The 11,659-nt window shown below is 71.6% G+C and carries 10 protein-coding genes; 7 read left to right on the forward strand and 3 right to left on the reverse strand.

All coding sequences use genetic code 11. The features are described from left to right. The first annotated feature begins 51 nt into the window (after positions 1–51). A complete protein-coding gene (locus ACZ7M2_RS09510) occupies positions 52–1,335 on the forward strand; it encodes an amino acid deaminase (RefSeq protein WP_471594778.1) in 1,284 nt (427 codons plus the stop codon). Between the two features lie 38 nt (positions 1,336–1,373). Next, the gene (locus ACZ7M2_RS09515) at positions 1,374–2,996 is read left to right on the forward strand and encodes an N-acyl-D-amino-acid deacylase family protein (RefSeq protein WP_471594779.1); all 1,623 of its coding nucleotides are present in this window, start codon (positions 1,374–1,376) and stop codon (positions 2,994–2,996) included. A 21-nt stretch (positions 2,997–3,017) separates the two neighbouring features. On the opposite strand, the gene ACZ7M2_RS09520 is transcribed toward ACZ7M2_RS09515, so the two are convergent. After that, positions 3,018–3,905, reverse strand: coding sequence for a S1 family peptidase (locus ACZ7M2_RS09520; protein ID WP_471594780.1), 888 nt, complete (start codon positions 3,903–3,905; stop codon positions 3,018–3,020). Between the two features lie 178 nt (positions 3,906–4,083). Next, complete coding sequence (locus ACZ7M2_RS09525; protein ID WP_471594781.1) at positions 4,084–4,821, reverse strand: hypothetical protein; 738 nt, start codon at positions 4,819–4,821, stop codon at positions 4,084–4,086. A 128-nt stretch (positions 4,822–4,949) separates the two neighbouring features. Here ACZ7M2_RS09525 and ACZ7M2_RS09530 point away from each other — a divergent pair, with 128 nt between their 5' ends. Continuing rightward, on the forward strand, positions 4,950–6,161 hold the full coding sequence (locus tag ACZ7M2_RS09530; RefSeq protein ID WP_099920887.1) for a pyridoxal phosphate-dependent aminotransferase: 1,212 nt from the start codon (positions 4,950–4,952) through the stop codon (positions 6,159–6,161). Between the two features lie 104 nt (positions 6,162–6,265). After that, on the forward strand, positions 6,266–6,685 hold the full coding sequence (locus ACZ7M2_RS09535; RefSeq protein ID WP_471594782.1) for an SCO4983 family protein: 420 nt from the start codon (positions 6,266–6,268) through the stop codon (positions 6,683–6,685). A gap of 93 nt (positions 6,686–6,778) precedes the next feature. On the opposite strand, the gene ACZ7M2_RS09540 is transcribed toward ACZ7M2_RS09535, so the two are convergent. After that, positions 6,779–7,612 carry a helix-turn-helix transcriptional regulator gene (locus ACZ7M2_RS09540; RefSeq protein ID WP_471595210.1) on the reverse strand — a complete coding sequence of 278 codons (834 nt, stop codon included), beginning with the start codon at positions 7,610–7,612 and terminating at the stop codon, positions 6,779–6,781. 234 nt (positions 7,613–7,846) lie between these two features. On the opposite strand from ACZ7M2_RS09540, the gene ACZ7M2_RS09545 reads away from it, so the two are divergent. The 3 genes from ACZ7M2_RS09545 to ACZ7M2_RS09555 are packed head-to-tail and all read left to right on the forward strand — an operon-like array spanning position 7,847 to position 11,658. After that, positions 7,847–8,920, forward strand: a complete 1,074-nt coding sequence (locus ACZ7M2_RS09545; protein ID WP_471594783.1) for a hypothetical protein — start codon at positions 7,847–7,849, stop codon at positions 8,918–8,920. A 12-nt stretch (positions 8,921–8,932) separates the two neighbouring features. Continuing rightward, a complete protein-coding gene (locus ACZ7M2_RS09550; protein WP_471594784.1) occupies positions 8,933–10,105 on the forward strand; it encodes a toxic anion resistance protein in 1,173 nt (390 codons plus the stop codon). Beyond that, positions 10,102–11,658: a substrate-binding and vWA domain-containing protein gene (locus ACZ7M2_RS09555; RefSeq protein ID WP_471594785.1), complete on the forward strand. Its 1,557-nt coding sequence runs from the start codon at positions 10,102–10,104 to the stop codon at positions 11,656–11,658. Before ACZ7M2_RS09550 ends, ACZ7M2_RS09555 begins: the two co-directional genes overlap by 4 nt. The last annotated feature ends 1 nt before the right edge of the window (position 11,659 follow it).

The following is an 11,659-nucleotide window of genomic DNA, read 5'->3' on the forward strand; positions in this document are numbered from 1 at the left end:
GACCGTTGCACATGATGCAACACGTGCAGCACCCTTGAAGGGATGGCCCCCATGACCGCCTCCGATGCCGCCGCCCGTCCGGCGGCGGACCGTCTCGCCGCGGACCGCGTCGACCACCGCTTCAAGGGCCTCCCCCCGGACGCCGAGGGCCTGACCGTCGGCGAGCTGGCCGCCCAGCGCCGCGACCTGTTCACCGGCGGCTTCACCACCCCCGTCCTCGCCCTGTCCGCCGAGCGCCTGACGCACAACCTCGAACTGATGGAGACGTACGCCGACCGTCACGGCCTCGTCTTCGCCCCGCACGGCAAGACCTCGATGGCCCCCCAGCTGTTCTGGCGGCAGATCGAGCACGGCGCCTGGGGCATCACGCTCGCCGTGCCCCACCAGGTGCGCGTGGCACGGGAGTTCGGGATCGAGCGGATCTTCCTCGCGAACGAACTCGTCGACGCGGCGGCGCTGCGCTGGATCGCGTCCGAGCTGGCGGCCGACCCGGACTTCCGCTTCGTCTGTTACGTCGACTCGGTGCGCGGCGTCGAGCTGATGGACGCGGCACTGCACGGCTCCACCCGTCCGGTGGACGTGGTCGTCGAGCTCGCCGCCGGCGCGGGGGCCCGCACCGGGGTGCGTACGGAGGCCGAGTGCGCGGCGGTCGCGGACGCGGTGGCCGCGACGCGGACCCTGCGGCTGGTCGGCGTGGCGGGTTACGAGGGCGAGGTCCCGGGGGCGGACCCCGAGCGCGTGCACGCCTGGCTGCGACGGCTGACCGCGCTGGCGGTGGACTTCGACAAGGCGGGCCGGTTCGAGGGACTGACGGAGATCGTCGTCAGTGCGGGCGGCAGCGCCTGGTTCGACGCCGTCGCGGACGTCTTCTCCGAGCTCCCCGACCTCTCCCTGCCCGTACTGAAGCTGCTGCGCTCGGGCGCCTACGTCTCGCACGACGACGGCCACTACCGCCGGCTGACCCCCTTCACCCGGGTCCCCGAGGAGGGCGCCCTGCACCCCGCGTTCCGCCTCTGGGCCCAGGTCGTCTCCCGGCCCTCCCCCGAGCAGGCCTTCCTCAACGCGGGCAAGCGGGACGCGGCGTACGACCTCGATCTGCCCGAGGCCCAGGTGGTGCGGCGGGACGGTGCCGAGCGGCCGGCGACGGGTCTGACGGTGACCGCGCTCTCCGACCAGCACGCGTGGCTGCGCACGGACCCGGAGGCGGACGTGGAGGTCGGGGACTGGGTGGGCCTCGGGCTGTCCCACCCCTGCACGTCCTTCGACAAGTGGCAGCTGATTCCGCTGGTGGAGGCGGACGGCACGGTCGTGGACTACATCCGTACGTTCTTCTGAGAGGCCGTTGTGACGAATGATTCCAGGAGGCCCCTGTGATGGATCTCGTCATCCGCGACGCGGAGGTCGTCGACGGCACCGGAGGCCCCTCGTACCGCGCCGACGTGGGCATCGAGGACGGCAGGATCACCACCGTGCTCAAGGAGGGGGCGGCGGCCGGCTGTCTGCGGCCGGTCGCCCGGCGGGTCCTCGACGCCGAGGGCCTGGCCCTCTCCCCCGGCTTCGTCGACATGCACGCCCACAGCGACCTCGCCCTCCTGCGCGACCCGGACCACAGCGCGAAGGCGGCGCAGGGGGTGACCCTGGAGGTCATCGGCCAGGACGGGCTGTCGTACGCGCCGGTCGACGACCGCACCCTCGCGGAGGTCCGGTCCACGATCACCGGCTGGAACGGACCCGGTGACGACATCGACTTCAGCTGGCGTTCGGTGGGCGAGTACCTGGACCGGCTCGACCACGGCTTCGACGGCGAGGGCATCGCGGTGAACGCCGCGTATCTGATCCCGCAGGGCACCGTCCGGATGCTCGCCGTCGGCTGGGAGGACCGCCCGGCGACGGCGCGGGAGCTGGAGCGGATGCGGCGACTGGTGGCCGACGGGATGCGCGAGGGCGCCGTCGGCATGTCCTCCGGCCTCACCTACACCCCCGGCATGTACGCCCAGGACGCCGAACTCACCGAGCTGTGCCGGGTGGTGGCGGAGTACGGCGGCTACTACTGCCCGCACCACCGCTCGTACGGGGCGGGCGCCCTCGCGGCGTACGAGGAGATGGTGGCCCTCACCCGCGAGGCGGGCTGCCCGCTCCACCTCGCCCACGCCACGATGAACTTCGGGGTCAACGAGGGCAGGGCCCCGGAGCTGCTGGCCCTCCTGGACGACGCCCTCGCCGCGGACGCGGACATCACCCTCGACACGTACCCCTACACGCCCGGCTGCACCACCCTCGTGGCGATGCTGCCGAGCTGGGCGAGCGAGGGCGGCCCGGAGGCGATCCTCACGCGCCTGAAGGACGAGGAGACGGCCGAGCGCGTCCGGCACCACATGGAGGTGATCGGCGCCGACGGCTGCCACGGCGTGCCCATCGAGTGGGACACGATCGAGATCTCGGGAGTCACCGACCCGGCGCTCGCGTCGTACGTCGGCAGCACGGTCCGGCAGTCCGCCGACCGGCTCGGCGAGAGCCCCTGGACGACCGCCCGCCGCCTGCTCCTCGACGACCGGCTGGGCCCGACGATCCTCCAGCACGTCGGTCACGAGGAGAACGTCCGCGCGATCATGCGCCACCGTGTGCACACCGGCGGTTCGGACGGCATCCTGCGCGGCGACAAGCCGCACCCGCGCGCGTACGGCACGTTCCCGCAGTATCTGGGGAAGTACGTACGGGAGTTGGGCGTGCTGTCCCTGGAGGAGTGCGTCGCCCATCTCACCGGCCGGCCCGCCGCCCGGCTGCGGCTGCCCGACCGCGGCCTGGTCCGCGAGGGGTACCGCGCCGACCTCGTCCTCTTCGACCCGGCCACGGTCGCGGCGGGCTCGACGTTCGAGGAGCCGCGCAGACTCCCCACGGGCATCCCGTACGTCCTGGTCGACGGCCGGTTCGTCATCGAGGACGGGCGGCGCACGGACGTACTGGCGGGGCGGGCGGTCCGCCGGACTCCCCGGTGACCGCCCGCCGCCGCACAGGGGTCACGGCTTGGGCAGGGTGCACCCGCTCGCGCTCAGGCTGAGCTTGTTGCCGGTCGTGAAGCACGCCGGGATCTGGTAGGTCTCCTCGGCGTAGTTGATGCCCGGGTGAATGGTGACGTTGCCGCTCGCGTCGACCTCGCAGGGGTTGTTCACCGTGCAGGTCTCGCCGTCCTCGTTACCGGTGTTGTTGACGGCGACGACCTTGCCGGTGGCCTGGTCGATGACCGGCGAGCCCGAGGTGCCGCCGATGGTGTTGCAGGCGGAGGTGTAGCGAATCGAGTCCTTCCAGGTCCAGTCGCCCTCCTTGAGGCGGTACGCGAACCCGTCGATGCTGCAGTTGTAGAGCCGCTTCCAGTAACCGGAGGCGACCGTGATGGCGGTGCCGACGGTCGGGTGCGTGTCCTGCACGGTCAGCGCGCTGATGCCGTACGAGTTCTTGATCGTCGTGTAGGTGCTGGTGAGCTGGTAGATCGTGACGTCCGTGTCGGTCATCGTCGAGTACGCGACCTTGCTGGCCCGCAGGGTCGCCACCCGGGTGCCGGCGGAGTTGAGCAGGCCGAAGGTACGGCTGGACGCCTGGTCGACGATCACTTCACCGGGCTCCGGGAAGCCCGTCTCCAGGCAGTGGCCGTTGGAGAGCACGAGCGCCGGGTCGCTGTCCGCGGAGTTGGGGAAGCGGATGACGGAGCCGGAGCAGTTGCTGAGCGCGACGGTCCCGGCGAGGCTGACGGCCTGGAGGGTCGGCGCCGCCGCCTTCGTGTCCGCCTTGACCGCGGACACGGACGTGGACGTGGACGCCGCCGCGGGTGCGGGTGCCGCGACCGCGGGTGCCACGCCCGCCCCGGTGATCACCAGGGCGAAGAGCGCGGCGACGAGAGGCTTTCTCATGTGGGGGTCCCCTCTTGCGACTTGGGCGACCGGAGATCTTCCGGCCACTTCCAGTTTTGTCATGCGCATTGTCAATCGAGGGGACGGGAGGGACAAGGAGCGGTTTCCGGCCATGGGCATGCCGGAGCGGCGGGACGGGGCATGTCGTATACGCGGGCGAGCCGACGGGGACCGGCGGCTACTTCGGCCGCTTGGTGGCGCCCTGGCCGTGGCCGGGATTGCCGTTGGCGGCACCGTGCCCCGTGGTCGCGCTCGCGGTCGCGGTCGTGGTGGGGTCGACCGCGGGAGCGGTGGAGGTCCCGGCCGACGGGGACCGTGGCGCCGCCGTGGACGGCGTCGCCGAGGTGGACGCGGACGCGCCCGGAGAGGTCCGCTCGGCGCTCGCTCCGGAGGCGGCGGGCGAGTCACCCGGCGTCGTCTCCGCCGCGCCGGCGGTCGAGCCACCCACCGACGCCTTCGACTCCGGGGACGCCGACGCCCTCCGGCCGTCACCATCGCTCCGCCCGGACGGCGAGGAGCCCCCGGACGGCCCGGAGTCGAACAGTCCCACGACCACCGCACCGAGGACGACCACGCACACGGCGCCGCCGGCCACCGCCACCCGCCGCCGCGGGAGCCGCTCGCGGCGCCGCCGCCGCGAGCGGTCGCGGCGGCCGGCCCCGGCACGCGCCAGGGCTCCGTCGTCACCCGTCCCCGCACCCGGCCCGTCGCCATCGGCCGTCCCCGCATCCGGCCCGTCGCCATCGGCCGCACCCGCACCAGGCCTGTCGTACGCACCCGGCCCGTCGTACGCGTCCTGCCAGCCGTGCGCCGCCGCCGGATCCGCGTACGCCTCGTACGCCGGAGGCGCCTCGCCGTCGCCGCTCGGGAGGTACACCCTCGGCTCGGCCTCGGTCTCACCGTTCTGCCAGGACATGGGCGCGGATTCTAAGGACCGCAAGGGCTTACGGCACAACGCGGGGGAAGAAAGCGACCCAAAACGCCACGTCTCACGTGGTGGAAAACACCCCCCGCCGAGCGTTACGCGGCCGTAAGCTCACCGTCATGCAGGTGATCCAGTCGACCAAGCTCGCCAACGTCTGTTACGAGATCCGGGGCCCGGTGCTCGAGGAGGCGATGCGGCTGGAAGCGGCAGGTCATCGGATCCTCAAGCTGAACACCGGCAATCCGGCCGCGTTCGGTTTCGAGTGCCCGCCCGAGATCCTGGAGGACATCCTCCGGAACGTGTCGACGGCGCACGGCTACGGCGACGCGAAGGGCCTGCTCGCCGCCCGCCGCGCCGTCGTGATGCACAACCAGACCCTCGGCATCGAGACCGACGTCGAGCACGTCTTCATCGGCAACGGCGTGTCCGAGCTGATCGTGATGGCGATGCAGGGCCTGCTGGACGACGGTGACGAGGTCCTCGTACCGGCGCCGGACTACCCACTGTGGACCGCCGCCGTGTCCCTGTCCGGCGGCACCGCCGTGCACTACCACTGCGACGAGCAGTCGGACTGGATGCCCGACCTCGCGGACGTGGAGCGCAAGGTCACCGACCGCACCAAGGCGATCGTCATCATCAACCCGAACAACCCGACGGGCGCGGTGTACGACGAGGCGATGCTGCGCGGGCTCACCGACATCGCCCGCCGCCACAACCTCCTGGTCTGTTCGGACGAGATCTACGACAAGATCCTCTACGACGGCGCCACGCACACCCCGACCGCCTCGGTCGCGCCGGACCTGCTCACCCTCACCTTCAACGGCATGTCGAAGGCGTACCGGGTGGCGGGCTACCGGGTGGGCTGGATGTCGATCTCCGGCCCCCGCGCGCACGCCGACTCCTACATCGAGGGCCTGACGATCCTCGCGAACATGCGCCTGTGCGCGAACATGCCCGGTCAGCACGGCGTGGTCGCGGCGCTCAGCGGACGGCAGACGATCAACGACCTGGTGCTCCCCGGCGGCCGGCTGAAGGAACAGCGGGACGTCGCCTACGAGCTGCTGACCCAGATCCCGGGCGTGAGCTGCGTGAAGCCCAAGGGCGCGCTCTACCTCTTCCCGCGGCTCGACCCGAAGGTCTTCAAGATCAAGGACGACCGCCGGATGGTCCTCGACCTGCTCCGCCAGGAGAAGATCATGGTCGTCCAGGGGACCGGCTTCAACTGGCCCGAATCGGACCACTTCCGGGTGGTCACCCTGCCGAGCGTGGGCGATCTGACCGACGCGGTGACCCGGATCGGGAACTTCCTGGACGGTTACAGCCAGCCGTGACGCTCACACAGTGTGCGCGGGACGACAAGATGTGCGACATGGCTCAACTTTAGACGAAATCCAAGCTAGGATGGCTTCCTGAAAGAGCACAGGAGGCCGTCCCCATGTACGAACCGATCCGCACCAAGTCGGTCCACACGACGGCCGGTACCCCCTCCGACTTTCCCCACCGGTCGCGCGAGGAGGAGCTGGACATCCAGCTCGCCGGACACCTCGCGGCGCTCCTCGCGGTGACCGACGAGATCCGCGCGATCGAGCCGTCCGCCGACCTGGAGGCGGCGGCCGAGCGGCTCGCCGGGCAGGTGGCGCGACTGCGGGGAGGAGTGGCGCCGGTCCGCGCGTCGTCGGCCGCCGCCGTGCGCGAGCCGCACGTCGTCGCTCTCCACCAGCGGGCCCACGCCCTCGCCGGCCGTGCCCTCGTCGTCGCCGCGTCCCGCGCGGACACCGCGGTCGCGATCCTGGCCGCCGAGCGCATGGACGCCCACGCCTTGGCCGCCGAACCCCGCGCACTCGCGGCTCGCTGAGAGCCCGCGCCCGAGCCCCCGGGCTCCCCTTGTACGGCCCCGGTCCGCGCGCACCCGCAGCGACGTGCGGACCGGGTGCCACACACCCCTCGGTCAGCCGAGAGCAGTGGCCGTCGTCTGCAACCCGAGCGTCGCGAGCAGCGCCAGTTGCTGTGCCGCCTCCGTGCCCGGCGCGGCCGACCAGATCGTGATCCGCAGGTCCCCGCCCGGCACCGCGAGCGTGTCGCAGTCCAGGACGATCGTCCCCACCTCGGGATGGCGGACCGCCTTGGTGTCGGCCGTGTGGAACCCGACCGCGTGCGAGGCCCACAGCTCACGGAACGACTCGCTCTCCCGCCGCAGATCCGCGATCAGCGAGCGCAGCCCCCGGTCGTCGGGATAGCGGGCGGTGGCGGACCGCAGATCCGACACCAGGGCCGTATGCAGCCTCCGCTCCTGCTCCGGGGTGCGCGTGGTCCGGCTGGACAGACCCGTGAACTGCCGCCACACGTAGTTGCGTTCGCGCCCGCGCCAGCCGGACGGGTCCCCCACCAGCGCGGCCCACAGCGGGTTCCACGAGATGAGGTTGTACGCCGCGTCGTGCACCCCGATCGGGGACTGGCCCAGCTGGTCCAGGAGGCGCTGCACGCTCGACGGGATGTGCTGCGAGATGTGTCCGGCCGTGGGCGGGGCGTGCCCGGCCAGCCGGTAGAGGTGGTCGCGCTCGGGCTCCGACAGGCGCAGGCCGCGGGCGAGCGCGCCGACGACCTGGCCGGAAGGGGAGGTGGCCCGGCCCTGTTCGAGGCGCGTGACGTAGTCCACCGAGAGTCCGGCGAGCTGCGCCAGTTCCTCCCGGCGCAGTCCGGGCGCCCGCCGTGCGCCGCCCGTCGGCAGCCCGGCCTCCTGGGGTGTGGTCCGGTCGCGCCAGTGCCGCAGCGCGGTACCCAGCTCTCCGTGCTCACGATGACCCCGAAGGTCTCGATGGTCCTGATGATCTCGAAGGTCTCGTCGGCTCACCCCTCCATGGTGCTCCCCCTGCGCCGCCACAGCCTGGTACTGCCAGTCCCCCCCCACACGGACGGCTCGAAGCCGCCGTTCCGGTTGCATACCGGGATCGGTCGGACACCCTCCGTTCACCCGGCACGACCGGGAATGTTGGGTTCCGGGAGCACTCTCCTCGGTGTGAGACGCATCGCGGGAATCGTCCTGGCGGTCCTGCTGATCGGCGGCGTGGTAGCAGCCGTCGTCGCAGGCCGCGAAGGTCAGGACAAGGGCACGGCAACGAAGACCGTGCAAGGAGTGATCGGATCGGAGAAGGCGGAGTTCTTCGCCGATCCCGACGTGGTGAAGGCCCTGGCTGCCAAGGGCTTCACCGTGAAGACGGAGACCTCCGGGTCCTGGGCCATGGACGGCCTGGACCTCAAGGGGTACGACTTCGCCTTCCCCTCCAGCCAGGCCCCGGCCGACGAGCTGGCCGCCAAGTTCCACGTACGGCAGCCGCTGCCGCGCCCGTTCTACTCGCCCCTCGTGGTCGTCGCGCACCGCAGCGCCGCCGAGGTCCTGGCGGCGAACGGGCTCGCGACCGTCGGCAAGGGCACCGGCACGCTCAAGATGGCCGCCTATCTCAAGGCCGCCGGGCAGGACCGGACCTGGCAGCAGCTCAAGGGAGCCGCCGCGCACGGCGAGCTGACCGGCACGCTCTTCATCGCCAGCACCGATCCGAACACCTCCAACTCCGGCGCGCTCTACCTCGCCGCCGCCTCGTACGTGGCCGACGGCGGCCGGGTCGCTTCCGACACCGCCGCCGTCGGACGCACCGCGCCCCTCCTGCACAAGCTCGTCAGCGTCCAGGGCGCGCAGCAGTCCAGCACGGACGCGGCGTTCCGTGACTTCATCAGCGGGGCCGGGAACCCGCTCGTGCTCGTGTACGAGTCGCAGGTCGCCGCGCTGCTCAACCAGGGCCAGGACGTCGGTGACCTCACCGTCCTCTACCCGGACACCACGGCGAACAGCGACCACACCGTCGTACCCCTCACTCCCGAGGGCCGCGCGCTCGGTGAGCTCCTCAGCAGTGACCCGACCCTGCGCAGGCTCGCCGTCAAGCACGGGTTCCGGCCGCAGGGCGCGACCGGGGAGTTCACGGCGGCCACCGCCGCCCACGCCACCTACCTCAACCAGAAGCTGACCGGCGTCCGGCAGGCGCCCGTGCCCGCCTACAAGGTGCTGCACGAGATGGCGCGCCGGGCCGGGAACTAGGGGGAAAAGCAAGTGACGACCGAAGACACCTTCACCCTCACACCGCCCGAGGCCGTCGCGCCCGTGCCCCGTGAGAAGGCGGGCGGGCTGGTGCCCGTCGACCCGTCCGTGCAGGACGAGATGGCCCGCCGGGCCGCCGAGTACGTCGGTGGCCTCGCCGCCCTCGACGCCCGCTCGCCCGAGTTCGCGGGCAAGGTCGGGGAGATCGCGGGCCTCGGCGCGAGCGAGATGCGGGGCGCCGCCGCGCAGTCCAACCGCATGCTGGAGCGCACCCTGCGCAGCCTGCCCGACAAGGGCGGGGACGCCCAGTCGCACGTCGCGGGCTCGCTGGTCGAACTCCGCCGTGTGGTCGAGGACCTGGACCCGCGCGACCTGCCCGCGAGCAAGGGGCGGAAGTTCCTGTCCAAGCTGCCCGGCGGCAACAAACTGCGTGACCACGTCGCCAAGTACGCCTCCTCGCAGGCCACCCTGAACAAGATCGTGGGCTCGCTGCGCGGCGGCCAGGACGAACTGCGCCGCGACAACGCCGCGTTGCAGACCGAGCGCGTCCGCCTCTGGGAGACGATGGGCAAGCTCCAGGAGTACGTCGTCCTCACCCAGGCCCTGGACACGGCGGTCGAGGACCACATCGCCACCGCCGAGACCGTGGACCCCGCGCAGGCCGACACCCTGCGCGCCGATGTCCTCTTCCCCGTCCGGCAGAAGCACCAGGACCTGCTGACCCAGCTCGCGGTGTGCGCGCAGGGCTATCTGGCCATGGACGTGGTCCGGCGCAACAACGACGAGCTCATCAAGGGCGTCGACCGCGCCGCCACCACCACGGTGTCCGCACTGCGCATCTCCGTGATGCTGGCCTCCGCCCTCGAGAACCAGCGCAAGGTCGTCGACCAGGTCAACGCCCTGCGCGGCACGACCGAGGACCTGATCCGCGGCAACGCCGAGATGCTCGCCACCCAGAGCGGGGAGATCCAGCGCATCGCCGCCGACCCGGCCGTCGGCGCGGAGACCCTGCGCACCGCCTTCCAGCAGATCTACCGCACCCTCGACGCCATCGACACCTACAAGGTGCAGGCGACCGAGTCGATGGCCGCGACCGTCGAGTCCCTCACGTCCGAACTCCAGCACGCGAGCGCCTACTTGGAGCGCAGTCGCTCGCGGGGCGCCCTGGAAGAAGGCTCCGCGTGAGACGTCGCAGGGCCTACGCCCTCGTGTCCCTGCTCGCCGTCACGGCCACCGCCGCGGTCACCGGCTGCACGGCGCAGGACCAGAAGCAGCACTCCGACAGCAACGCCCCCGAACCCGGCACCCTGCGCGTCCTCGCCTCCAGTGAGCTCAGCGACATGGCGCCGATCCTCGAACAGGTCCGCAAGGACACCGGAATCAAGGTCCGCCCCACCTACATGGGCACCCTCTCCGCCGTCGACCTGCTCGCGAAGGGCAAGGTGGACGGCGCGTACGACGCGCTGTGGCTGTCGTCCGACGACTATCTGCGGCTGCGCCCCGAAGCGGCGAAGAAGGTCGTCTCGGAAACGCCGATCATGTCGAGCCCGGTGGCGATCGGAGTGAAGCCCGCGACCGTGAACGCGCTGGGCTGGAAGCCGCGGGACGTCACCTGGTCGCAGGTCGAGCAGGCCGTCGCGGACGGGAAACTGACGTACGGCATGACCGACCCGGCCCGCTCCAACTCCGGTTTCTCCACGCTGATCTCGGTGGCCTCGGGCCTGTCCGGGGCGCAGTCGGCGCTCACCGACGCGGACGTGGCGAAGGCGACCCCGCGGCTCAAGGAGTTCTTCAAGGGGCAGAAACTGACGTCGGGATCCTCGGGCTGGCTGGCGACGGCGTACGAGCGGCGCGGCACCGTGGACGCCCTGCTCAACTACGAGTCGATCCTCACGGGCATGAAGGGGCTCACGGTCATCCGCCCGCGCGACGGCGTGGTGACCGCCGACTACCCGCTCTCCTCGCTCGCCTCCTCCAGCAAGGACACCCGCGAGAGTGTCCGCCGCCTCACCGAGGCGCTGCGCGCTCCGGCCGTGCAGCGGGAGATCACGCAGCAGACGCGGCGCCGCCCGGTCGTCGCCTCCATCGCCCCGGCGGCCGGCCTCGACACCGGGCGCCGACGTGAACTCCCCTTCCCCGGCAGCCGGTCCGTCGCCGACCACCTCCTGGACTCCTACGAGAACAAGCTCCGCCGGCCCTCCCGGACCGTCTACGTCCTCGACACCTCCGGCTCGATGGAAGGCGGCCGGCTCGACCGGCTGAAGAAGGCGCTCACCGGGCTGACGGGCGACTTCCGCGACCGCGAGGAGGTGACGCTGATGCCGTTCGGCTCGAAGGTCAAGAGCGTCCACACGCACGTGGTGCGGCCCGAGGACCCCAGGGCCGGTCTCGACGGCATCCGCAAGGACACCGAGGCCCTGAGCGCCTCCGGCAACACCGCGATCTACACCTCGCTGGAGAAGGCGTACGAGCATCTGGGCGCGGGCGGCGACACGTTCACGTCGATCGTGCTGATGACGGACGGCGAGAACACGAGGGGCGCCGACCCCGAGGACTTCGACGGCTTCTACGGCCGGCTGCCGGGCGGGCAGAAGGAGATCCCGGTCTTCCCGATCCTGTTCGGCGACTCCGACCCCGGCGAGCTCCAGCACATCGCCGACCTGACCGGCGGCCGCCTCTTCGACGCCCGCAAGGGTTCGCTCGACGGCGCCTTCGAGGAGATCCGTGGCTACCAATAGG

Source organism: Streptomyces sp. NPDC111507 (assembly GCF_055638955.1).

Coding starts and splice junctions, on each gene's coding strand:
- ACZ7M2_RS09510 (WP_471594778.1), top strand. CDS start 52: ATGACCGCCTCCGATGCCGCCGCCCGTCCGGCGGCGGACCGTCTCGCC.
- ACZ7M2_RS09515 (WP_471594779.1), top strand. CDS start 1,374: ATGGATCTCGTCATCCGCGACGCGGAGGTCGTCGACGGCACCGGAGGC.
- ACZ7M2_RS09520 (WP_471594780.1), bottom strand. CDS start 3,905: ATGAGAAAGCCTCTCGTCGCCGCGCTCTTCGCCCTGGTGATCACCGGG.
- ACZ7M2_RS09525 (WP_471594781.1), bottom strand. CDS start 4,821: ATGTCCTGGCAGAACGGTGAGACCGAGGCCGAGCCGAGGGTGTACCTC.
- ACZ7M2_RS09530 (WP_099920887.1), top strand. CDS start 4,950: ATGCAGGTGATCCAGTCGACCAAGCTCGCCAACGTCTGTTACGAGATC.
- ACZ7M2_RS09535 (WP_471594782.1), top strand. CDS start 6,266: ATGTACGAACCGATCCGCACCAAGTCGGTCCACACGACGGCCGGTACC.